The 23203-nt window shown below is 70.7% G+C and carries 22 protein-coding genes; 6 read left to right on the top strand and 16 right to left on the bottom strand.

From position 1 onward, the window contains the following. The first annotated feature begins 7 nt into the window (after nt 1–7). Together IF11_RS0124830 and IF11_RS0124825 are read left to right on the top strand one after the other, a co-directional pair. The gene (locus tag IF11_RS0124830) at nt 8–1600 is read left to right on the top strand and encodes an SMI1/KNR4 family protein (RefSeq protein WP_240627653.1); all 1593 of its coding nucleotides are present in this window, start codon (nt 8–10) and stop codon (nt 1598–1600) included. Nucleotides 1601–1745: 145 nt separating this feature from the next. Further along, complete coding sequence (locus tag IF11_RS0124825) at nt 1746–2534, top strand: COG4705 family protein (protein WP_240627654.1); 789 nt, start codon at nt 1746–1748, stop codon at nt 2532–2534. 124 nt (nt 2535–2658) lie between these two features. On the opposite strand, the gene IF11_RS0124820 is transcribed toward IF11_RS0124825, so the two are convergent. From IF11_RS0124820 to IF11_RS0124780, 9 genes are all read right to left on the bottom strand, one after another. Next, nucleotides 2659–3768: a glycoside hydrolase family 19 protein gene (locus IF11_RS0124820; protein WP_030353940.1), complete on the bottom strand. Its 1110-nt coding sequence runs from the start codon at nt 3766–3768 to the stop codon at nt 2659–2661. A 285-nt stretch (nt 3769–4053) separates the two neighbouring features. Next, nucleotides 4054–4743 (bottom strand): DUF1775 domain-containing protein, encoded by a 690-nt coding sequence (locus tag IF11_RS0124815; protein WP_240627655.1) that lies wholly within the window; start codon nt 4741–4743, stop codon nt 4054–4056. Nucleotides 4744–4841: 98 nt separating this feature from the next. Then, nucleotides 4842–5264: a hypothetical protein gene (locus tag IF11_RS0124810; protein WP_157848445.1), complete on the bottom strand. Its 423-nt coding sequence runs from the start codon at nt 5262–5264 to the stop codon at nt 4842–4844. A 429-nt stretch (nt 5265–5693) separates the two neighbouring features. Beyond that, nucleotides 5694–6098: a hypothetical protein gene (locus IF11_RS0124805; RefSeq protein WP_030353937.1), complete on the bottom strand. Its 405-nt coding sequence runs from the start codon at nt 6096–6098 to the stop codon at nt 5694–5696. Next, nucleotides 6095–8161 carry a heavy metal translocating P-type ATPase gene (locus tag IF11_RS0124800; RefSeq protein WP_030353936.1) on the bottom strand — a complete coding sequence of 689 codons (2067 nt, stop codon included), beginning with the start codon at nt 8159–8161 and terminating at the stop codon, nt 6095–6097. Before IF11_RS0124800 ends, IF11_RS0124805 begins: the two co-directional genes overlap by 4 nt. A 169-nt stretch (nt 8162–8330) precedes the next feature. After that, nucleotides 8331–9872: a hypothetical protein gene (locus IF11_RS0124795; protein ID WP_051746182.1), complete on the bottom strand. Its 1542-nt coding sequence runs from the start codon at nt 9870–9872 to the stop codon at nt 8331–8333. 244 nt (nt 9873–10116) lie between these two features. Beyond that, nucleotides 10117–10674 (bottom strand): GNAT family N-acetyltransferase, encoded by a 558-nt coding sequence (locus IF11_RS0124790; protein ID WP_051746181.1) that lies wholly within the window; start codon nt 10672–10674, stop codon nt 10117–10119. Between the two features lie 136 nt (nt 10675–10810). After that, nucleotides 10811–11626: a dimethylargininase gene (gene ddaH, locus IF11_RS0124785; RefSeq protein ID WP_030353933.1), complete on the bottom strand. Its 816-nt coding sequence runs from the start codon at nt 11624–11626 to the stop codon at nt 10811–10813. A 140-nt stretch (nt 11627–11766) separates the two neighbouring features. Next, nucleotides 11767–12258 (bottom strand): Lrp/AsnC family transcriptional regulator, encoded by a 492-nt coding sequence (locus IF11_RS0124780; protein WP_030353932.1) that lies wholly within the window; start codon nt 12256–12258, stop codon nt 11767–11769. Nucleotides 12259–12487: 229 nt separating this feature from the next. Between IF11_RS0124780 and IF11_RS0124775 the strand changes: the two genes are divergently transcribed. Next, a complete protein-coding gene (locus IF11_RS0124775) occupies nt 12488–14383 on the top strand; it encodes a LamG-like jellyroll fold domain-containing protein (protein WP_030353931.1) in 1896 nt (631 codons plus the stop codon). Between the two features lie 76 nt (nt 14384–14459). Here IF11_RS0124775 and IF11_RS0124770 read toward each other — a convergent pair whose 3' ends face one another. After that, a complete protein-coding gene (locus tag IF11_RS0124770) occupies nt 14460–14873 on the bottom strand; it encodes a hypothetical protein (protein ID WP_051746180.1) in 414 nt (137 codons plus the stop codon). A gap of 169 nt (nt 14874–15042) precedes the next feature. After that, nucleotides 15043–15696 carry an N-acetylmuramoyl-L-alanine amidase gene (locus IF11_RS0124765; protein WP_030353929.1) on the bottom strand — a complete coding sequence of 218 codons (654 nt, stop codon included), beginning with the start codon at nt 15694–15696 and terminating at the stop codon, nt 15043–15045. Between the two features lie 250 nt (nt 15697–15946). Here IF11_RS0124765 and IF11_RS0124760 point away from each other — a divergent pair, with 250 nt between their 5' ends. Continuing rightward, nucleotides 15947–16561 carry a GNAT family N-acetyltransferase gene (locus IF11_RS0124760; RefSeq protein ID WP_078490907.1) on the top strand — a complete coding sequence of 205 codons (615 nt, stop codon included), beginning with the start codon at nt 15947–15949 and terminating at the stop codon, nt 16559–16561. Between the two features lie 97 nt (nt 16562–16658). Here the strand turns inward: IF11_RS0124760 and IF11_RS0124755 are convergent, their stop codons facing one another. From IF11_RS0124755 to IF11_RS0124740, 4 genes are all read right to left on the bottom strand, one after another. Next, the gene (locus IF11_RS0124755; protein WP_030353927.1) at nt 16659–17273 is read right to left on the bottom strand and encodes a DUF305 domain-containing protein; all 615 of its coding nucleotides are present in this window, start codon (nt 17271–17273) and stop codon (nt 16659–16661) included. A 117-nt stretch (nt 17274–17390) separates the two neighbouring features. After that, a complete protein-coding gene (locus IF11_RS0124750; RefSeq protein WP_078490906.1) occupies nt 17391–17858 on the bottom strand; it encodes a DUF6153 family protein in 468 nt (155 codons plus the stop codon). A 101-nt stretch (nt 17859–17959) separates the two neighbouring features. Next, nucleotides 17960–19024, bottom strand: coding sequence for a FecCD family ABC transporter permease (locus tag IF11_RS0124745; RefSeq protein ID WP_078490905.1), 1065 nt, complete (start codon nt 19022–19024; stop codon nt 17960–17962). Beyond that, nucleotides 19021–20112 carry a FecCD family ABC transporter permease gene (locus IF11_RS0124740; protein ID WP_030353924.1) on the bottom strand — a complete coding sequence of 364 codons (1092 nt, stop codon included), beginning with the start codon at nt 20110–20112 and terminating at the stop codon, nt 19021–19023. The genes IF11_RS0124745 and IF11_RS0124740 overlap by 4 nt, the downstream gene beginning before the upstream one ends. Before the next feature lie 115 nt (nt 20113–20227). Between IF11_RS0124740 and IF11_RS0124735 the strand changes: the two genes are divergently transcribed. Then, on the top strand, nt 20228–21289 hold the full coding sequence (locus IF11_RS0124735; protein WP_030353923.1) for an ABC transporter substrate-binding protein: 1062 nt from the start codon (nt 20228–20230) through the stop codon (nt 21287–21289). 100 nt (nt 21290–21389) lie between these two features. Here IF11_RS0124735 and IF11_RS0124730 read toward each other — a convergent pair whose 3' ends face one another. Next, on the bottom strand, nt 21390–21974 hold the full coding sequence (locus IF11_RS0124730) for a TMEM165/GDT1 family protein (protein WP_030353922.1): 585 nt from the start codon (nt 21972–21974) through the stop codon (nt 21390–21392). Between the two features lie 455 nt (nt 21975–22429). Here IF11_RS0124730 and IF11_RS0124725 point away from each other — a divergent pair, with 455 nt between their 5' ends. Then, on the top strand, nt 22430–23059 hold the full coding sequence (locus IF11_RS0124725) for a COG4315 family predicted lipoprotein (protein ID WP_063759223.1): 630 nt from the start codon (nt 22430–22432) through the stop codon (nt 23057–23059). Nucleotides 23060–23203: the final 144 nt, after the last annotated feature.

The following is a 23203-nucleotide window of genomic DNA, read 5'->3' as shown; positions in this document are numbered from 1 at the left end:
ATCGGCGGTGTCGACAGGACGGGAGCAGGACATGGTGGAGCGGGTCGCGCGGCGGATAGCCGAGGAGATCGTCGCGAGCGCGCCTGAGGGGTGGACGCGGGCGGTGCTGGCCAGCACGGCGGGCCGGGGCGGCGTCTCGGTGTCCGGTGACTACACCGTCCCCGGCGCGCCCGGGAGACACAACCTCGTGCCCAGCCCCTTCGGGGAGCTGACCACGCTGGCGGAGGCGGTGCGGGAGATCCGGGGGTGGGCGAGCAGCAGCCTGGAGATCGCGTGCCGGCCGTCCGGAGAGTACGAACTGGTCGCCTTCTCGGACATCATCACCAGCCTGCGCGGCCGGGGCGGCGGTTTCCAGGCCGTCCTGGACCCCGGGTACCGGCTGCCCCAGCCCGGTGTTGAGCAGGGGGAGGACACGGCCGCCCCGGCAGGGGATCCGGAGCAGGCGGTGGCGCGGTTCCGCGCGTACATGGAGCGGCGCGCCGCGATCCTGGGGCGGCCGGAGCAGCTGCCGCCGCCCGCGTCCGCCGCCGCACTCGACGAGGCCGAGCGCCGCGTCGGCCGGCCCCTGCCCGCCGACCTGCGGGCCCTGTACGCGATCGCCGACGGCGACGGTCTCGGCATTGAGCACCGCTATCTGCTCGGAGGCAACGCCTGGCTGTCGCTGAAGCACCTGGTCTCCGTCCACGCCGACCAGCGCGAACGGCCCTGGTACGGCTGGGAGCTGGCCTGGGACTCGGTCGTCTTCGACGCCGATCCGTCCGACACGGTCCGGCGTTGCGGTGGGCACCCGGCCTGGCTGCCCTTCGCCTCCGGTGAGGACGGCAACTACCTGGCGGTGGACCTGGCCCCGGCCCGCAACGGCCGACCCGGCCAGGTCATCCGTATCGGCCGCGACTACGACGAGGGCCCGGCCTATGTCGCCGACTCGATCACCTCGCTGCTCGGCCACCACGTGGACCTGCTGGAGCAGGGCGCCTACGAGACGGACGACGACTACCTCTCCCTGCTGGAACCGGCCCGCGGGTTTGGCCCCCGGAGGATCATCGGCGAGATCCCCGCCACGATCCCGCCCGACCTTCAGGCCATCCACATCAATGACGCCGTCGGCCCGGTCGATCTCGCCCCGCTCACCGCCGCCCCGAACCTGCGACTGCTGCGCCTCAACCGCTGTGCCACAGCCGACCTGGCGCCGGTCCGCGCGCTGCCCGTCGAGTCCCTGCACGTCACCCTGGACGGCGGTGACCTGACCCCGCTCGAAGGCCACCGCGACCTCACCGCCCTGGACTTGGGGACCACCGCCCCCATCGACCTCGCCCCGCTGCGCACCGTCCCGAACCTGCGCGGCCTGGACCTCTCCCGGGCCGACGTCCGCGACCTGACCGTCCTGGCCGATCTCCGCGACCTGCGCTACGTGGCCCTCACCGCGCGGCAGTGGACCGTCCTGCTGGACGAGGGCAAGGCCCCGCTCACCCTCGCCGCCGCCCGCCTGGCCGACGACGACGCCCCACTTGACGAGGCCCTCACCTGGGCGGCCCGCCTCGGCCTGAACACCGCGGACGCGTTCCGTACCACCGGCACCCTCGGAACTGACGGCGGGTGAGTCCCCACTTCGCGATCCCGTGCACACGGAAGCCCCGGTCCCGCCGGCGCCGACGACCAACGTCAGTACGGTTGGGGAGCACGGGGCGCTTGGGCCCGTCCGTGTTCAGGTTGTTTTCAGTGTGTTCTGGGTTGACTCGTTCGCTATGACGCACAGCTCGCTGAAGACGATGAACAAGCTTCCCCAGGTGACCCTCATCTTCTGGATCATGAAGATCGCGGCCACCACGCTCGGTGAGACGGCCGGCGATCTGCTGGCGCAGACCATGAACGTGGGCTATCTCGTCAGCTCGGCGATCCTGGTCGGGCTGTTCCTGGTCAGCCTGGTCGTCCAGCTGAAGGTGCGCGCATTCCACCCCGCGCTGTACTGGACGGTCATCCTGTCCACCAGCACCGCGGGCACCACCATGTCGGACTTCATGAACCGCACCGCGGGGCTCGGCTATGCCAAGGGCGCGCTGGTGCTGATCTCGTTGCTGGCCGTGGTGTTCGTGGGGTGGCGGCTCAGCGGCTACTCGTTCGATGTGCAGGCCGTCGCGACGTTCAGGGGTGAGCTGCTCTACTGGACGGCGATCCTCATCTCCAACACGCTGGGCACCTCGCTCGGGGACTTCCTGGCCGACTCCTCTGGTCTCGGCTACTCCGGTGGGGCGCTGGTGGTGACCGGCGCGCTGGCGCTCATCGTGCTGGCGAAGTACCGGACGGGGATCTCCGACACCCTGCTGTTCTGGCTGGCGTTCATCCTGACCCGTCCTCTCGGCGCGACGGTCGGGGACTTCTTCAGCAAGCCGACCGCGAAGGGCGGCCTGGGGTACGGCACTGTGGGCGCCTCCCTCATCCTCGCCGCTGTGCTCGCCGCGCTGATCGTCCACACCACCCGGCGGCTGCGCAAGGCGGCCGTGCCGGTGGAGGAACCCGTCATGGTGAAGGTCTGAAGACCGCTTCCGCCGCTCTCCGTGACCCGATCCGGACGCGGCGACGGGAGCTGCCCGGCCCGTGGCCGGACAGCCCCCGAGGTCTTCATCGGGTTACGGGACCCTGTCCCGCTGGTCAGCGGGATCAGCAGTAGAGGTTGGCGCCCGGCGTGGTGCCGAGGATCGAGACGAAGCGCTGGTAGGCGTCGACCCGGCTCTGGACCTGGGCGGGGTTGCGGCCGTCGCACTCCAGGGAACCGTTGATGCTGCGGATCGTCTCGCCGAAGCCGCGCTGGTTGACCATCGCGTTGTGCGGGGTCATGGTGCCGGGACCGGACTGGGTGTTCCAGTACCAGAGGGCGGTCTTCCAGGCCACGGCCGCGTCGTTCTGCACGAGCCAGGGGTTGTTGAGCAGGTCGATGCCGAGGGCGTCACCGGCCGCCTTGTAGTTGAAGTTCCAGCTGAGCTGGATCGGGCCGCGGCCGTAGTACGCGGCCTGGCCCGCCGGGCAGCCGTAGGGCTGGCCCCAGTCGCAGTAATGCGGGTAGTTGGCGGTGTTCTGCTCCACGACATGGACCAGGCCGCCGGTCTCGTGGTTGACGTTGGCGAGGAAGGCGGCGGCCTCCTGGCGCTGGACGGTGTCACCGCCGGTCTTGGCGAAGGCGGGGTAGGCGCTGAGCGCGGCGGTCAGACCGCTGTAGGTGTAGAAGGGGTTCCGGCCCGGGAACATCTGGTTGAACTGGGCCTCGGAGACCACGAATCCGCCCGGACTCGGGTCGCCACCGCCGGTGGCCGGAGCCGACCACTTCTGGTTCGCGGCGCCGGTGCAGGTCCAGATCTGCAGCCGGGTGCCATTGGCCGAGTTGTTGCCGGTGACATCGACGCACTTGTCGGCCGCGATGCTGACGATGTCCCGCGCGGCGGTCACGACCCACCGCTGATTGGCGCCGCCGGTGCAGTCCCACAGCTGGAGCACGGCCCCGTCGGCGGTCGAATTGCCGGTGACGTCCAGACACTTGCCGAGAGCCCGGATGGTGCCGTCCGAGCTGACGTTCCACTGCTGGGCGCCGGTGCCGTTGCAGTCGTACAACTGCACGGCGGTGCCATTGGCACTCGAAGCGCCGGCCACATCGACGCACTTGCCCGCCAGCCCGCTGATCTGGCCGGTGGCCGCGGCGGCGGGAGACGCGGGGAGCACGCTCAGCAGACCCACGACGAGGGAACCGACGGCCGCGTACGCCGCCCTGCGGACCATGGAGCCGCGCCGCCGGGCGACCACGCGTCTCCAGTGAATTCTCATGCCCATGTCATACCTTTCGCGAGACGCACACAAGTGGGGGAGCTGACAAGGGAGTTCACTACTTGATTCAAGGTGTGAGCGAAGCGCGCGTCAAGGGCTTGGTATGGACCAATTACGGGTCCGTGCGGCCCGTGGAGAGCGGACTCGGTGGGGGCGCCGACGGGCCCGCGCCCCCACCACCTCGGTGTCGCCGGACGGGCGGCCGGCCTTCGCGGCGCGGACCGGCGTCGCCACGTCAGGTCAGGCCGAGTCCGCCCCGCCACGGCGGCGGAACCACCACAGCCCGCCGCCGATCAGCGCGACCGCCGCCACCACGAGAGCGGTGATCAGGACGGGGCTCGCCCCGTCGTCCGCCGCGACGGCCGTGGTGGTCTCGGCAGACGACGGCGTGTCCGCCGGTTCGCTCGCCGCCGGGCTGGACGGTGCGGCCGAGGAGGTCTCGGCGGTCGGAGTGGGACTGACCGGCTTGGCCCCGGGCGCCGCCGGCTTGAGTGCGAGGGTGGGCGCCGGGCTGCCGTGCTCGCCCTCCTTCGGCTCCTCCAGCTCGATCCACCGGTCGACGCGGCCGTCGCCGTAGCTCTGGAGGGTCTTGAAGGCCAGGGACTCGGCGTCCGGAAGCTGTCGTACGGTCACGGCGTACGCGACGTCCTTGCCGGTGGCGAGCGCGGGCCCGCCCACGGTGAAGCCCCGGTCCGTGACCGCGAACTTCCACCCCGCGGGCCCCTCCTTGTAGCGGACATCGGCCGGGGTGATTCCCTCGGGCAGGATCACCTCCAGCTCGGTGATGCCCGCCTTGTCGGACTCCGTCTCGGCGGTGAAGTCCAGGGTGACGTTCTCCGCGAGCGCCCTGGCGCCCGCCGCCTCGACTTCCACATGCGCGGACGCCGGAGCGGCGAGGGCGACCGAGGCCGCCAGGGCGAGGACGGTCACAGCGGACAGGCGGCGCACGGTGCGCGGCCGGTGGTGCGGGACATGCGTAACTCCCAAGAGGGTGAGGTCTTACGGGCACGTCGAAGCGCGCCCCGAGGTCAGCGGGAGGAAAGAGACCTCGGCGGGGGACCTCGGCGCACCACCGCGTGCGCCAGCACCAGCGAGGTGCGCGGAGGCGCCTGCGCCCGCGCACCCACGGGCCGCAGAACGCGCGGCGCGGGCGGTGACGGCGCGGCCGGGACCAGCCGTACGAACAACTCGGCGAGCACACCGCCGAGGTGCTCTCCGACGGACCGGCACGCGGCATCGGCCCGTTGCAGACACCACGCCACCAGCAGGGCCGCCGCGATATGCGCCGCCGTCATCGACACACCGTGGTGGCCCGCATGCCACGCCTCGTGCCCGTCGCGCGGTACGCCATGGTCCGACATCCCGTGCGGATCCGCGGCGGGGTGGCTCTCCGCCCGCGAGAGCCGTCCAGTACTGGGGAGACCCTCCGCCTTGCGATCGCCGCTCGGCATCCGAAGGAGGAATCAAGGCGCCGAGACGAAGAGAGCGCAGCGAACGTAGTGCACCAGACGCCGCGAGCCCCGCCCTCCGGGCGGACGGCGCTATGTGTCAGACAGGGCCTCGGCCCGCGGACGGCGGGCACCGTCAGGACGAAGAGCACCCCAAGCGCGGCCCACACACTCGGCCAGGGCACGGAATGTTCCGAAGCCACATGGTGTCCGGTCACCGCGAGTGCCGTACTGGTCGTGGCGAACACCGCGGCGCGGGCAGCCGCCACCGGCACACCGGTCAGCCGGCAGGACCTGGGGCTGACCCGGTGCGCGGTGCGGGAATCGCTCGTCCACGACATGGCGGCCCCATCATGGGGCATTGCCACCGGCCCTCGGAGCGGAGTTCCGGTATGCCCCGGAATCGGGACCGCCGATGAGGTGAGCGTACGGTCAGTCCTCAAACTCCCGCCGGACGCGGCGGGAAGGGGCGAAGGTGTAGAGATCGAGGATCTCGGGCGGGTCGGCCAGTCCGGGGCCGCCGTCCTTCACCCACGCGGTGATGTCCGCGGCGGCGTCGGGGTCGTTGACCAGGCCGAGCCAGACCGGGCGGCCACCGGCCCGGCGTCCCTCGGCCGAGGGCTGGATGACGACGACATTGGCGTGTTCGCAGGCGTCCAGGCAGTCGGTACGCCGTACGGAGGCCACATTCGCCAACGACGCGCGCAGATCGGTCAGTTGAGCGGCGTGGTCCAGGCGCGGGACTTTGGGGGTGCCGCAGCAGCAGCCCCGGCAGACGGTCACCGTGGGACGGGCCGCCCCCGGCGGGGTGGCGGCCTCGCGGCTACGGCGGCTCATCGGTCCTCCCCGGCGGATGTGGCGGCGCGGCGCCAGGCCGCGTCGCGAAGCAGACGCAGACCGTTGAGGCCCACGATAACGGTCGAGCCCTCATGCCCCAGGACACCGAGCGGCAGCGGCAGATGGCCGACGAGGTCCCAGATCACCAGGCCGGAGATGAACACCCCGGCGATGACGAGGTTCTGCACCACCAGCCGGCGGGCGGCGCGGGAGAGCGCTACGACAGCCGGCACGGTGGCCAGTTCATCGCGGACGATGACGGCGTCGGCGGTCTCCAGGGCGAGATCGGAGCCCGCCCGGCCCATGGCGAGTCCGGTGTGGGCGGCCGCCAGCGCGGGGGCGTCGTTGACACCGTCGCCGACCACCAGCACCTTACGGCCGGCCGCCTCCCGCTCCCGTACGGCCGCGACCTTGTCCTGCGGGAGCAGCCCGGCGCGGACATCGGTGATCCCGGCCTCCGCGGCGAGGCGGGCGGCGGCTCGCGGGTTGTCACCGGTCAGCAGCGCGGGGGCGGTGCCGGTCAGGGTGGTGAGGGCGGCGACGGTGGCGGCGGCGTCGGGGCGCAGCCGGTCCGCGATGCCCAGCACCCCGACGGGAACCCCGTCACACTGGACGAGGACCGCGGTGCGGCCACCGTCCTCCAACTCGCCCACGGCCATGGCCACGGCCGGTTCGGCGGCGTCCGCGAGGAGACGCGCGGGCGCGCCGACGGCGACCGTACGGCCGTCGACGACGGCGGTGACCCCGACGCCGGGGGCGGAGGAGAAGTCCCGTACGTCCGGGAGGACAAGGCCCCGTTCACGGGCGGCGGCGACGATCGCGCGGGCGAGCGGGTGTTCGCTGGGATGCTCGGCGGCCGCCGCCAGGCTCAGCACACCGTCCTCGGTCAGTCCGGCCGGTTCAGTCGCCCCGGTCAGTCCGGTCAGTCCGGTCAGTCCCGTCGGTCCGGTCAGTCCGGTCAGTCCGGTCGGTCCGGCACCGGTCAAGGGACGGACGTCGGTGACACGCGGGGTGCCTTCGGTGAGCGTGCCCGTCTTGTCCAGGGCGACGGCGTCGATCTGGCCGAGCCGTTCCATGACCACGGCGGACTTGACCAGAACGCCATGGCGTCCCGCGTTGGCGATGGCGGACAGCAGCGGTGGCATCGTGGCCAGCACCACGGCGCATGGAGACGCCACGATCATGAAGGTCATCGCCCGCAGGAGCGCGTCGGTCAGGCTCGCGCCGAAGGCCAGCGGAACGCCGAAGACCGCGAGGGTGGCGAGGACGATACCGACGGAGTACCGCTGCTCGACCTTCTCGATGAACAACTGGGTCGGCGCCTTGGTCTCGGAGGCTTCCTGGACCATCGCCACGATGCGGGCGATCACCGAGTCGGACGCGTCGCGCTCGACCTTCACCCGCAGCGAGCCGGTGCCGTTGAGGGTCCCGGCGAACATCTCGTCCCCGGACTCCTTGGGCACGGGCAGCGGTTCACCGGTGATGGTCGCCTGGTCCACCTCACTGGCGCCGTCCAGTACGCGGCCGTCGGCGCCGACCCGCTCGCCGGGGCGGATCAGGATGGTGTCGCCGACCATGAGGTCCTCCGTGGCGACGGTCTCCTCCCCGCCGTCGTCCAGCAGCCGGGTCGCGGTCGTGGGCGCGAGATCGAGCAGGCCGCGCACGGAGTCCGCGGTGCGGGCGGTGGCCAGGGCCTCCAGCGCGCCGGACGTGGCGAAGATGACGATCAGCAGCGCGCCGTCCATCACCTGGCCGATCGAGGCCGCGCCGATCGCCGCGACGATCATCAGCAGATCGACATCGAGGGTCTTCTCCCGCAGCGCCTGGAGCCCCGCCCAGGCGGGCTCCCATCCGCCGGTCACATAGGCGAGCGCGTAGAGCGGTCCCCAGGCCCACGCCGGGGCGCCGGTCAGTTGCAGGGGCAGCGCGATCAGGAAGAGGACCAGCGCCGCGGCGGCCCAGCGGGCCTCGGGCAGCGCGAACACGCGCGTACGACGCCGGGGAGCGGCGGCCTCTCGCGTGGCTGTCACCCGGGCCGGGCGATCGTTGAGGGTGAAAGACATGTGGGTGGGTTCCTCCACGGCGGACGGCACCGAGCGACCCGTCCATCATACAGGAACGAATGAACACCTCTTCATTTATTGCTGAGAGGTCAGGACCGCGAAGTCCCGCCCACCGGGGGCGGGCGGGACTTCCCCGTACCTCCTGGAAACCCTGGAAGTCCTGAAGGCCCTAGAAGCCTGTGCCGAGGCCCTCGACCACGTACGCGCACTCCGTGTACGTGTAGCCCGGTTCGATCTTGGTCGTGTCCGTACCGGTCGAGGCGGAACCGCCCGTGGACTTGTGCAGGAAGTAGGTCGTGCCGGCGGGCAGGCTGATCGTCTTGCTGGGGTAGTTCTTGCCGCCCTGACAGGCGCCGGCCGACGCCGCCACGGAGCTCTGGTACCTCTTGCACCCGTCGCACGCCTTGAGTTTGACGCTGCCGGTGACCGGGCCCGTGTAGAGGATCTCGACCGCTTCGGGGCTGTCGTTGCTGATGGTGACGGTGATGCCGCCGCCTGAGGCCATCGTGGGCAGACGCTTACCCGCGGCGGGCTCGTCCTGGGCTATCTCCGCGGCTATAGCGATCTTCTTGGCGCGCGCCCGGTTCTTGTCGTTCTTGTACGTGCCGGTGAAGTCGTTCATCGTGTCCTGCGCCTCGTCGAACTTGCCGTCCTTGTACTGGTCGACGCCGCACGCGTACGTACCGGACTGGACGTGCTTCCGCGCCTTCCCCGCGTCCTCGTCCAGGGCGGCGGACAGGCCCGCCGCGTCGCCCGGCAGGGCCTTCGCCTGCTCGGCGAGGTTGCGCATCGTCTCGTTGGCGGCGCACGGCTCGCCGCCCTTGAGGTCCTTGGCGACCTTGTCGATCGCGGAACTGACGGCCGGTTCGACCCGCGCTGCCTGCGCGGAGTGGGGGAAGGTGGTCAGCAGCTCATAGAGATGACCGCCGGTCTCCGCGCCGCCCGTCGCGCTGCCGAGACCGGGCAGCCCGCACTCGTAGAGCGAGGTGGCGAGCCGGTCGTCGGGCCAGCCGACCAGCGCACCGAGCTCCTTCTCGCCCATGGTGTCCGGCACCGACCGCAGATAGTTCAGCGGCGCGATCGCCTCGCAGTACTTCCGCTCGTCGTACGGAGCGCCGACCGTCTTGTAGTACGTGTTCAGCCGGTCGGGAACGCGCTTGGCGGCCCGGGAGTCCGCGTGGTCCCTGCTCAGGTCGCGGTAGACGCCCAGCGCCTTGGTGTAGTCCGGCTCGGCCGTCGTGAACGGCTTGCTCGTGGCGGTCCGTACGAGCCGGTCGGCCTGGTCGAGGCGGTCGAGGAGCATCTGCTGCGTGGCCTCCTCGCGCGCCCCGTCGTAGAGGACGACTCCGCCGACCGGCGCGGCGAGGAGTACGAGACCGAGCAGGACGGCGACGGGTGACCGCGGCGGCCAGGCCAGCGGGGTACGCAGCCCGCGGACCGCGCCGTGACCTGCGGCGAGGGCGAGGAAGACAAGGTACGCGGTGAGTACGCCACCGGAGACGCCGTCCGGCTCGGCGGGCAGGGCGATCACCAGCAGGACGACGGTCACGATCAGGCACACGGCCATCGCGAGCCGGCGACGCATCAGGGCGTAACCGAGCCCGAGGCCGGTGAGGTTGAGCAGGGCCACCGCGACGGCCCGCGCCGGGTCCGCGGGCCCGGGCGGCGGAGGCGGTGCGGCCGGCGGCTGGGCGGGCGGCGGGGGCACCACGAATCCCCCGGCTCCGCCGAACCCCCCGCCTCCGCTTCCGGGCCCACCGAATCCCCCGGCTCCGCTTCCGGTCCCGCCGAACCCTCCGGGCCCGGCGTTCCCTCTGTCCCCGCCCTGCTGATCCCAAGACATCGCGCCCCCCATTCCGATCGGGCGCGACAACGCGCCCGTCACCGAATTCTAGGGGCCAACCGCGCTGCCACACCTGTCGGTTGGGGCGCTGTCGACCGAGGCCGGCTCGGGTCTACGAAGCGGGTCCACGCACCGGATCCGGCGCCTGACGGAGTTCGCCCTCCAACAGCCCCATCGTGAACATGTCGTACCACTGACCGTCACGCCGGAAGGCGTGACGCAGCCTGCCCTCGTCGACGAAGCCGACCTTCTGGTAGACGCGGTGAGCGGCGTGGTTCTCGGTGACGACGGTCAGCGAGATCTTGTGCAGCCGCATCTTCTCGAAGCCGTAGCGGCAGACCGTCCGCATCGCGTCGGTGGCGTACCCGCGCCCCCAGTACTCCTTCTCACCGAGGTAGATGTCGAGCTTGGCGCACCCCGTCTCCGGATCGGCCTCGCGCAGCTGGACCAGCCCGATGAGATGCGTGTCCGCGAGCGCCTCGATCCCCAGGAGCACCTCGCCGTACGCGTTGCGTGGTCGCTCCTCCAGCCACCTTCTGACCCGGCCGAGCGGCTGGGCGTAGTCGTCGTTCATCCAGCGCATCACTTCGGGATCGTGGTTCCACCGCCACAGCGCTTCGGCGTCCGACGGGTCCATCGCTCGCAGCTTGACGAGGTCTCCGAGCACCATGTATGCCAGCCCTTCGCGTGTTTCATGATCGGCTTTCAGTGAACCCGCCAGTGGTAGCACGGCCGAACCCGGGGCTCAACCTGATAAGCCCCGTGTACGGCGGATCCCACTGGATGCCGATCACGCGCGTACGGACCTACTGCGTACGGATCTCCTGCGTACAGCATTTCACCCCGCCGCCGGCCTTCCGGAATTCCGAGAGATCCACCGGGACCGGACGGTATCCGCGGTCCGTCAGCGCCGCGATGAGGCCGGCCGCGTCCTGGGCGATGACCACATGGCGTCCGTCCGACAGGGAATTGAGGCCGAAGCATTTGGCGTCCTGTGCCGTCGCGATCACCGCGTCGGGGAAGAGTGATTTCAGCACGCGCTGACTTCCCGGCGAGAACGCGCCCGGATAGTAGGCGACATTGTTGTCGTCGAGCGCGAACAACGCCGTATCCAGATGGTAGAAGAGCGGGTCGACCAGGCGCAGGCCGACCGTGGGCACTCCGAAGAACTCCTGGGCCTCCTGGTGCGCCTGCGGCAGCGTACGGAACCCCGTCCCGGCGAGGAGCAGCCATCCCACCGGTGTGAAGTCACCCTCTCCCTCGCAGATATGGGCAGGCGTGCCCACCTCGAAGCCGGCGCTCTCGAACCACGCCCGGTAGTGACCGGATTCCGGCCGCCGCTCCGGTGCGAGAAAGTGCGCCCCGAACACCCTGCCGCCAAGCACCAGAGCGGAGTTGGCGGCGAACACCATGTCCGGCAGACCGGCGACGGGCGTCATCATCTCCACGTCATGTCCCAGCTCCCGGTATACGGAGACGAGGGTTTCCCATTGCCGTAGAGCCAGCGCGGAATCCACCGGCTCCTCCGACGTCATCCAGGGGTTGATGGCATAGCGGACCTCGAAATACTCCGGCGGGCATACCAGATAACGGCGCTTGGTCGCTGTCCGTCGTTCCCTCATGAACGGCCCTTTCGTAGAACCGGGGAGATTTCATGGAACCGGGGAGATGAGGACCAGAATATGGAGGCCCGGGACGCGCGAACAAGAGAGGAATGTTGCGCGGGAGTGCAACTCTGTTGCGTGTGAAGGCGCGTGAGCGGCTACTCGTTAATCCGTGAGAAGCGCCCCGAGCCCGCCTCGGGGCTGCTCGGCAGCAGATGGGACAGCACCACGAAGCTGTGCGTCTCCTTCACGAACGATTCCGCGCGGATCCGTTCGAGGACATCCTCGAAGTGCTCGACGTCGAGCGCCCTGATATGGAGGATCGCGTCGGCGCGTCCGGTCACGGTGACGGCCGACTGGATCTCGGGGTGGTTCCGTACAACCTCCGCCAGCCGCTTCGGCGGCGCGGCCCCCTCGCAGAACACCTCCACATACGCCTCGGTGTGCCATCCCAGCGCCGACGGTGTGACCACCGTGGTGAAGCCGGTGATCACCTCGTCCTCCCGCAACCGGTCCACCCGGCGCTTCACCGCGGGCGCCGACAGCCCGATGGACAGACCGATCTCCTTGAAACTCGCCCTGGCGTCGGCGATCAGCGCTGTGAGGATCTTGCGATCGAGGTCATCCAGGACAGTTCCGTGACGGCGCATCAGGAATCCCCTTCACTCGGGCGCACGCGCTGTCGCGCGGCCGTTGCGAAGATCTTCGTGCATCACCCCGGCGGCGTCAGCGGCCCACTTCGTGCCGAGTGGGCTCCTTCATGACGTGTGGACCGATTCGTGCGGCGGAGGGCGGCCCCCGTTCAGCTTCCTGCCATCGAGCGGACACGGCCGATCAGCACAGTGCAGCGGACACGGACATCCAGTACCTGGAGTGCGCATGAGTACGGCAGACAGCAGGAAGAATCTGGACAGACGGGCGCTGCTTCAGGCCGCGCTCGTCGTACCGGCCGCGGGCGCCGCCGCGACGGCGCTCGACACCGTACCGGCGCGGGCGGCGACAGCGACGGCGGCGGCCACGGCAGGGGGCGGCGGAGGCCGGTTCGACACCGAAGGCCCCCGGTTCGCGCTGGCCGTCCTTCCGGACACCCAGTACCTCTTCGACGCCGACAGCTCCGACCCGGCGCCGCTGCGCGAGACGTTCCGGTATCTCGTCTCGGAACGCGGCGAATCCAACATCGCGTTCATGACGCACCTCGGCGATGTCACGGAGCACGGCACCGGGGAAGAGATCGAACTCGCCGCCGACACCTTCCGTACCCTGCACGGCAAGGTGCCCTACAGCGTCCTCGCGGGCAATCACGACATCAACGGGTCCACGGACGACCAGCGTGGCGACAGCGCGTATCTCAAGGCGTTCGGGCCGAAGCGCTACTCCTCCATGCCGACCTTCGGCGGTGCCTCGCCCGACGGCTACAACAGCTACCACGTGCTGCGCGCGGCGGGCCGCGAGTGGCTGATCCTCGCGCTGGACTGGCGGGTGTCGGACCGGGGACTGCGCTGGGCGCGGGGCGTGCTCGACACGCACCCGTCGCTGCCCGCGGTGCTGACCACCCACGACCTCGCGTGGTCGGACGACGACGGCGCGGCCCAGCTGTCGGACAACGGCAAGCGGCTGTGGGACGGCCTCGTCCGCGGCAACGACCAGATCTTCCTGGCCCTGGGCGGTCACTACTGGCCGCCCGGCCGCACCGTACTGACCAACGACGCCGGTCATGACGTACACGTCCAGATCACCAACTACCAGGACCGCTACTACGGCGGCGCCGGGATGATCCGGATGTACGGCTTCGATCTGGCCCGCGGGGTCATCGACGTCGAGACGTTCTCCCCGTGGTTCCTCGCCCGCGATCCGGCGAAGCGGACACCCCTGGAGGCCGAGACCATCGAACTGACCGGCCCGGTCGACCGGTTCAGCCTGGATATCGACTTCGCCGAACGGTTCGCGAGCTTCGCCCCGGCCACCCCGCCCGCCCCGAGGCCCGCCTCCGCCGTGATGCCGCGCGGCACCGTCGCGTACTGGCGGTTCGACTCCTCCGGCCTGCCGGACGCCGGCCGGGCGGGCAAGCCCGTGACGGACGGCAGGGTCGCCCGTGACCTGACCGGCAACGGCAACGATCTGACGGTGCGTCGGCTCCACGCGAGCGGCGCCGACGCGCTGACCTGGTCGGCCGAGCACCACCTCGGCCAGCCGGCCCACGCGAGCCTGCGCTTCGACGGAGGGAAGGCCCCGGACCGCGGCGCGGTCCTCACCACCGCGGCGAACGCCCCGCTCAACAGCGCCACTTTCACCTCGGGTTACACCATCGAGACGTTCGTCAAGCTGCCGGAGCCGTTCGCGGGCGATCACGCCTGGATGGGGATCCTCAGCTGGGAAGGGCGCAACGGCGACGCGGGCAAGACGACCGGCTGGTCGCCCGACGAGCCGACGTGCAGCCTCAATCTCTCCCCGGAACGATTCCTCCAGTTCGTCGTCTACCCGCAGCTCCAGGACGCCGACCCCACCTCCTGGAGCCACGCCGTCCCGGTGGGCCGCTGGATGCATATCGCCCTCGTCAACGACGGCCGCCGTACGGTGATGTACGTCGACGGCTCGAAGATCGCGCGCAACCCGGCGCAGAAGTCGACCGGCATCGCCACGCTGGGCAAGCCCTTCGTCCTGGGCGCCACCCAGTTCGACGAGCGGTTCGGCCAGGGCTTCTACGGCTGGATCGGTGACACCCGCATCGTGAGCCGGGCACTCGCACCCAAGGACTTCCTGTCACCGTTCGTGTAACCCGGCCGTCCTCAGGGCCGGTCGCTGAGGCGCGGCCGCGCCGGACAGGCCGGTGAGCACGCTCCTCGCGGGACGGTCAGCACTGGCAGTACGGCACCGGCGACTGATTCTCGACGTAACGGGCCGCGACATAGCCGGGATGTGCGTCCCCGAGCAGGTACCAGAGGTTGTTGCCGTCCACGTTCTCGCCCCTGACCTTGCAGCTGAGGGGGATGACCGTACCGGGCCGCAGGCCGCCCAGATAGGCGGAGTGGGAGGTCGGCTCCTCACGGATGCTCAGGTTGATCCGGGAGACGACCTTGCCCTTGGGCTCTCCCAGGGGTGCCTTCGCGGACCGCGTGGCCGGGGGATCGCCCGCCGCGGAAGAGGCGGCGGGGGAACCGGCGGCCTGGGCGGCGCCGGCGGGTGCGGCGGCCAGCGGCCCGGAGCCGGCGATCACGAGTACGGCGAGAGCCGAGGCGACGCGTCGCCCGGTGCGCAGTCTGTACACGGTGTTCTCTTTCCCTTATGGGACATTGCCCCCTTCTTATGGCACACGGGACAGGAGGATCGCCAGACCGGAGGGGAATCCTCACCCGAACGGGTCGACGTGCGCGCTGTGTTCGGTGGCGCGGCCGGCAACGACCGCCGACCGCGCCCGTGGTGGAACGCCGGACCGGTCAGCTGTTGACCAGTGCGATGTACCGGTCCCAGTCCCAGAGCCGGCCCGGGTCGGTGTGCGTGGCGCCGGGAACCTCGCTGTGGGCGATGATGTGTTCGCGTGTCCTGGGGATGCCGTACCTGGCGCAGACGGCGGCGGTCAGCGCGGCGGACGACGCGTACATCGCGTCCGTGAAGTACTCCGGCTTGTCCACCCATCCCTCGTGTTCGATGCCGATGCTGCGGGTGTTGTAGTTCCAGTTGCCCGCGTGCCAGGCGACATCCTTCTCCCGTACGAACTGCCCGATATAGCCGTCGGCCGAGGCGACCATGTAGTGCGCGGAGACCTTCTTGGCCGGGTCCTGGAAGATCTTCCTTGCGTCGGGGAAGGTCTCCTGCGTCACATGGATGACGACGAAGTCGACCTGATACGTCGTCGGACGGCTGGACACCGTGTAGTTGGAGGTGCTGGCCGGGATCCAGTGGGTGGGCGGATAGGCGGCGGAGACGCGAGGCCCGGTGCCGGGGGCGTTCCGTTCATCGGGGTCGCGCCGGGCGTCGGCGGCCCGGGCGGTGGAGGCGGAGATCGTGGCGAGTCCCAGCGCGGCGGCGCCGAGACCGGCACCGGAACGGAGTAAGGCGCGGCGGGACGGTGTGGGGGAGTGGGCTTCCATGGGGTCTCCCGAAATCCATTGCCTGGAAGGGGTGACGCGCGTAGTGCGGTTCCATGCTGAACCTTTCGCATGGTCATGCCAATAACAGCCGGGCAAAGAAAGAAAGCGGCTCTCGGTCTGGACCTCTGGCGTACGCGGCGCATTCCAGGGGCGGTTCGGCGCACCGTCCCCGGCCCTCATCCTGTCGGCCGCCCGGATCCGCGCAAAGGGCGCCCTGCGTCCGGTGTGACGCGGGTGTAATACTCTCTCCATGGTGTCGCGAGTTACGCGTGTGGGTGAACGGTCGCGGGTGGGTGAAGGGTCGGCCGGTACGACGGTCTCGATCAGGCGGGCGACCGCGCGGGACGCCCGGCGGCTCACCCGGCTGGTCCGGGGCTCCCGCGCCTACGAGGGCCCGTACGCGCCGATGATCGCGGGGTACCGGGTCGGCCCCGACTACATCGAGACTCACCGGGTCTTCCTGGCCGTGGCGACAGGAGGGGCGGGGGGCGCCGCCGACGCCGTAAGCACCGACGCCGTACGCGCCGACGCCGTACGCGCCGATGAGCGGCTGCTCGGCTTCTACGCGCTCGTCCTCGATCCGCCGGAGCTCGATCTGATGTTCGTCGCGGACGCCGCCCAGGGGCTCGGTATCGGCCGCCGGCTTGTCGAGCACATGACGGACGAGGCGCGCGGCGCCGGACTCGACGCCGTCCGTGTCGTCTCCCATCCGCCCGCCGAGGGTTTCTACCGCAGCGTGGGCGCCCGCCGCACCGGCACCGTGGCCGCGAACCCGCCGGCCGTGATGTGGGACCGGCCCGAACTGGTCATCCCCGTTCCGGCCGGCGCGGCTCGTACGGGGAGAAGCGGAGCACCGCTCTCGTAGTGGTGCTCCGCTCCGGTCGCGGAGCGCCGCCCCGCGACCGGCCGGGGACCGCGCGTTCGGCGCGGCCCCCGGCCGACAAGGCCCCCGGGCCTCGGTACTACTTGTCGAGCAGGGTGTTCATCCGGGTGATCTCGGCGCTCTGGGACGTGATGATGGCGTCGGCCATGTCCTTGGCGCTCTGGTCGGCCCCGGCCGACTTCTCGGTCCTGGCCATCTCGACCGCGCCTTCGTGATGCTTGACCATCAGCTTCAGGAAGGCGGTGTCGAACGCCGGGCCCGACGCCTTCTCCAGCGTGGACATGTCGCTGTCAGCCATCATCCCGGGCATCGCGTGCCCGGAGTGATCCATGCTGCCCTGCGTCGGCACCTGCGCGTCCCAGGTCGTGAGCCAGCCGGACAGGGTCTTGATCTCCGGGTCCTGGGCCTTCTTGATCTCGGCGGCGAGCTTCTTCACCTCCGCCGAGGAGGCCCGGGTGGCGGCGAGGTCGGCCATCTCCACCGCCTGCCGGTGATGCGGGATCATGCCCTGCGCGAAGGACACGTCCGCGGCGTTGTGCGCCGAGCCCGCGGCCGAAGCCGGGGCGGACGCGGACGTCGAAGCGGTGGAGGACGGGCTTCCGTTGTCCCCGCCGCAGGCGGCGAGGGTGAGCGCGGCGGTGGTCACGGCCGCGGCGGTGGCGGCCCTGCGGGCCGCGCGACGGTACGAGGTCATGGTGGAACGACTCCTGTGCGTGGTGGGGGAGAAGAGGGCATGCCGAACGCGGCCACCGGGCCGGCGAACCGATCGACGCGATCGGCTCGGCAGCGGGGACGGCCGCGGGAGGGGCGCCTATATGCGCAGGAGCTGGAGTTCGCTCAATGAGGGAGGAGCCCGGTCGCCCGTCGTTGTCCCGGGAGCCTGGCGCAGCGCGGCGGCTACGTCGAGCGGTCCGGCGGGCAGTGCGGAGGCGAGCGGTGTCGGGAGCGCGGGACCGGCGCTGACACCGGCGGCGGCGCAGGTGGCGTCCGCGTGATCCAGATGCCCGCCGCCTCCGTGACCCTGATGTACGCAGTCCCCGTCCACCGCGCCGGCGGCCATGACATGACCGGAGGGTGCGGGTACGGGGGATGACCGCGGGCCCATGGCGGACCCCGAAGCCGTCGAGGCCGGAGCGGACGCGGCGTGCGCTTCCATCGAGGGAGCGGGCGACAGCCCGTGCATCGCCAGCAGACCGGTCATCACCGAGGCCACCAGCAGCAGAAGAAGAACCCGCGGCCCAGCGGGCCGGGTCCTGCTGCGTGATGACCATCGCTTCATCCGGTCATCGTAAACAATAGAGGGCGTCCAACATGACGCGGCCCGGCCGTCGGGGTGCGGCCTCTTCTCCCGGCTCGGTACGTGACGACCCGGACGCCGCCTCACCGGGGCCGGGCGCTCCTCTTCTCCCTGGACAGCAGCCACAGCAGATAGAGACCGCCGAGGGCGCCCGTGACCAGCCCCACCGGGATCTGGAAGGGGGACAGGACGCGCTGGGCCAGCAGATCGGCGGTGGCGAGGATCAGCGCACCCGTGAGCATGGCCGAACCGATCGGGGCGCCCGGGGCCCGGGTGATTCTGCGGGCCAGTTGAGGGGCCGCCAGCGCGAGGAAGCCGATCGGGCCCGCGACGGCGATGGCCGCGCCCGCCAGCGCGACCCCCAGCAGCAGACCGAGCGCACGGACGCGCGCGATGTTCACCCCGAGGGCGCCGGCCGTGTCGTCCCCCATCTCCATGAGGCGCAGTGGCCGGCCCACGGCCAGCGTCGCCGCGGCGAGTACGGGCAGCGCGAGCGCCAGCGGGGTGACCTGCGGCCAGGAGACGGCGTTGAGACTGCCGAACGTCCACGCCTTGGCGCTCTCCGCGGACTCCAGATCCGCGCGGGTGATGAGGAAGTCGTTGACCGACGCGAGCATCGCGCCCACGGCGATACCGGCGAGCACCAGCCGGTTGCCCGAGACACCGCGCGACGCGGTGAACGCGTACACGGCCACCGCGGTCACCAGCCCGCCGAGCACCGAGCCCGCGCCGACGCCGAGTCCGGCCGTACCGCCGCCGGCCAGGATGACGACGAGCGCGCCGCTGGTGGAGCCGGTGGTGAACCCGATGACATCCGGGCTGCCGAGGGGGTTGCGCGACAGGCTCTGGAACAGCGCCCCGGACAGCCCGAGGGCCGCGCCGACGAGCAGCGCGGCACAGACGCGCGGCAGTCGCTGGCCGACGATGATGAACCGGTCCGTCCCCGCTCCGCCACCGGCGAGTACGTCGAGGATCCGGTCCGTGTCGATCCGGTACGTACCGGTGAACACGCTCAGCGTCCACACCGCCGCGCATCCCAGCAGCAGAACGGCCGTCACGGCGGCGGTCCGGCCCGAGTAGCGCAGGGTGAGTTCTCCGGGGAGCCGCAGTACGCGGGTCGGGGCGGCGGTACGGTGCGGGGTCTTCACGCCGCGACCTCCTTGCGCCTGACGACGAGCCAGAGCAGCGCGGGGGCCCCGATGAACGCCGTGACGATACCGACCTCGATCTCGCCCGGCGGGGCGATGACCCGTCCGGCGATATCACTGACGAGCAGCAGGATGGCCCCGCCGGGCAGCGCGAAGGCCAGCAGCGGGCGCAGGTCGGGGCCGAGGACCAGCCGCAGCACATGCGGAACGACCAGCCCGACGAAGGCGATCGGCCCCGCGGCGGCGGTCGACGCGCCACAGAGCAGCATGATCGACAGGAAGCCGGCCGCGCGCACCCAAGGGACCCTGAGCCCGAGGGCCGCACCGGTCTCGTCACCCAGCGCGAGCGCGTTCAGGGACGGGCCGAGCGCCAGCGCGATGAGCGTGCCGACCAGGATGAAGGGGACCGCGGCGGTGAGCGCTTCCGTACCCCGGTTCTCCAGCGCCCCCACCACCCAGAAGCGGTAGGAGTCGAAGGCCGTGGTGTTGAACATGGTGATGATGCCCGTACAGGCCCCGAGACTCGCCGACAGCGCCGCCCCCGCCAGGACGAGCCGGGTGTGGTGGTGGCCGCGGGTGGCGCCCGAAGTGAGGGTATGGACGATCAGCGCGGCCAGGACCGCTCCGGCGAAGGCGAACCAGATGTAGCCGGAGACGCCGGTGACATGGAACGCGGCGATCGCGACCACGACCGCGAAGGAGGCGCCCGCGTTGACGCCGACGATGCCCGGCTCGGCGAGCGGGTTACGCGTGATGGCCTGCATGACGACCCCGGCCAGGGCCAGCGCGGCACCGACGACGACCGCGAGGACGGTACGGGGCATCCTCAACTGCCGGACGATGATGGCCTCCGGGCTCCCGTCGTCATGGAGCAGCACCCGAGCGACGGTCCCCAGGGGGATGCCCCGCGCGCCGACGCCCAGGCTGGTCAGTACGAGCAGGACGACGAGGGCGAGACAGACCACCAGCGCGGCGAGGTGTTTTCCGCGCCGAAGCCCGCCGGTCCGTGGGCGCGGGCCCGGCGGTTCGACGGTTCGCGGCCCGTCGGGGCGCCGCTCGCCGACCGGGGCCGCCGGCTCCGCTTCCACGGAACCCGCCTCTCCGGAACCGGCTTCTCCGGAACCCGCACCTCCGGATATGTGATCCATCGCATGACTGTCATACCTACTCATCCGCACTTAGGGAAGCCTAAGCTAATGCCTCGTGTACCGCTTCCGTGATCTCCCTCTCACCCGTCTCATCAGCGGCGCCGCCGTAGCCGGCACCCTGCTGCTCAGCGGCTGTTCCACCAACTCGACGGACTCGTCGGGCGATGGCGGGACGTCCGCGCCGCCGGCCACCCCGGCCGCGTCGACCCATACGGCGCCCCGCTCCGTGCCCAAGGGCATGGGAAGCGGCAAACCGGACGGGCAATTCCCGCGTACCGTCAGCCACTTCGAAGGCAGGACGACTCTTGAGGCCGCACCGAAGAAGGTCGTGGTGATCTCCACCGGGCAGGCCGACGCGCTGCTCACGCTCGGTACGGTGCCGGCGGGCTCGACCCGAGGGGACGGGGCGGATCTCGTCCCCCAGTATCTGAAGGACGACTTCCCGAAGGACGCCGCCCAGTTGGCGAAGGTCGTGGATGTGGGCTCGCGGGTCGACCCGAACCTGGAGACCATCGCGAACATCAAGCCCGATCTGATCCTGATGAACATCGCGGGCAAGAACGCCAAGACCCTCTACACCGCACTGACCGAGCTGGCGCCCACCATCGCCACCCAGGGCACGGGGCTGTACTGGAAGCAGGACTTCCTGCTCGTCGCCGACGGACTCGGCAAGACCGAACAGGCGCGGACGTACCTCGACACCTTCCACACCGACGCCGAGAAACTCGGCAAGCGTCTCGACAAGCCGGTGACCGTGTCCTTCCTGCGGCTGAACGGCGACCGGCTGCGGGTCTTCGGTGTGCCCTCGTTCACCGGCAGCATCGCCGAGGACGCCGGGCTCGGCCGTCCCAAGAGCCAGCAGTTGGACAAGACCTCCCAGAACATCAGCAATGAACAGCTGGACCGGGCCGACGCCGACTGGCTGTTCTACGGGGTCCAGGGCGACGGGTCCAAGGCGTCGGCGCTGACGAAGGCGCCGCTCTGGCCGACGCTGTCCGCCGTCGCGGGCAAGACGGCGATCCCGGTCGACGACGATGTCTTCTATCTCAACACCGGGCCCGCGGCGGCCCGCGATGTCCTCGCAGTGCTCGACCAGCATCTGGCCCCGGCCGCCTGAGAGCCGCTGTCCTGTCCGAATCCTGTCCGAAGCCCTGCCCGCCGGCCTTCACCGGTGGGCAGGGCTCTCCGCATTCGCCCGCTCTGCGCGTGGCGGGTCGTCAGCCCACGAAGATCTCGGTCACGGACCAGATCGCGAGCCCCAGCATGCACAGCCCGCCGATGCGCTGGACGGTCTTGAGGGGGACGCGGGTGGCGATGAACCGGCCGGCGAGCAGAGCCAGCGCGGATACGGACATGAGCGCGGCGGCCGAACCGATGGCGGTGGACCATGTGCCGTTGCTGGCCGCGAGGTTGGCGGTGGTGATCTGGGTGAGATCGCCCCACTCGCTGATGAAGACGGCCATGAAGGCGGTGGAGTAGACGGGCCAGAAGCCGGTGACCGTCTTCGTCTCGGTTTCCTCGTCCCCGTCGTCGCCTCCGCCGCGCAGCAGCATGAAGGCGCCGAACGCGAAGAGCGCGGCGGAGACGAGCTTGACGATCCAGCCGGGCAGCAGCCCGAGCAGACCGCCCGCGCCGACGGCGATGGCGACATGGACGAGGAACGCCGTCGACGTGCCGAACCACACATAGAGCGGGCGCATGCGCGTCCCCATGGCCAGGGACGCGAACATGGTCTTGTCGGGGAGCTCCGCAAGGAAGATCAGCCCGAAGGCGGTGACGATCGCCAGGGGGTCGAGATGCATTCCGGGTGGCTTTCTCTGAGGGCCGGGCCCGGATCTTCGCGAAGCCCCGTACGGAGCCAGGAGGACACTCGGCCCGGCACGACGGTGGTGCCCGCGAGACGCGGACACCGTCAATGCCTGACCGAAGGTCTCGCCCGCCCACCGATAGTGGGCCCGGCCACCGGGAACCCGGGGGTTCCAGTGTGTCGACGACCGGTTCGCGGGGCTACTCCCCTTCGCAGCGGCCCACAGTACCTCACCCGTCCGGAAGAGCCCAGGCCGGTCCACGCCAGGCCCCCGGGGCCCGTGCCGGGCGCCCGGCACGGGCCCCGACGCGTGCCTCTTCCGCGGCCGTGTACTCCGAACGGCTCTGTCCGGTGGCCCGCTTTCGGACCCTGTCGTGTAGTGGGTGCTGTGCCCGCGATCGGGCGGGCGCTGTGCTGCCCATGGGGCGGCCCTGAGCTGAGGAGACGTGCATGAGGATCAACACCAGGACAGCCGCCGCGGTGGCCGCGGCGGCACTCTGCGCCGGGGTGCTCGCCGGATGCTCCGACAGCGGGAGCGGATCGGCGTCCAAGGAGGAGGCCGCGGACTTCGTGGCGGCCTCGCCCTCCACCTCTCCGCCCTCGTCCATGACGAGCTCCCCGTCGGTGAACCCGTCCGAGGAAGTGGGCAAGGTATCCGTCAAGACCGGGCCCTTCGGAAAGATCCTGGTCAACGGCAAGGGCCATACGCTCTACCTCTTCGAGGCGGACAAGGCCAAGAAGTCCACGTGCAGCGGGGACTGCGTCGTCGACTGGCCGCCCGCACTCGTCAAGGGCACGCCGCAGGCGGGCACCGGTGTGAAGGCGAACCTGCTCACCACCACCACCCGCAGTGACGGCACCAAGCAGGCCATGTACAACGGCCACCCGCTCTACACGTTCAGGGAAGACACCAAGCCCGGCGAGACCAAGGGCCAGGACCTGACCGAGTTCGGCGCCAAGTGGTTCGTCGTCAGCCCCGAGGGCAAGGCCATCACCACCCCGCCGCAGAGCGCGAGCCCCACTTCGAGCACCAGCCCGAGCGAGAGCGCCAGCTCAAGCGCCAGCCCGAGCGCGAGCTGACGCTCCGTTCACCCACCCGGTCCACCGGTCCGAACGCTCGGAGAGGCCATGCCACTCACGCACGCTACGCGCCGGGCAGACCGTGCCGCCGGGCACCCTCGGCCCCGGGAGGCCGGCCACCCTCACCGGCACGACGGCGTGAGT

This window comes from Streptomyces scopuliridis RB72, assembly GCF_000718095.1.
Lineage (GTDB): Bacteria > Actinomycetota > Actinomycetes > Streptomycetales > Streptomycetaceae > Streptomyces > Streptomyces scopuliridis.
This window is presented reverse-complemented; position numbering and strand designations above follow the sequence as displayed.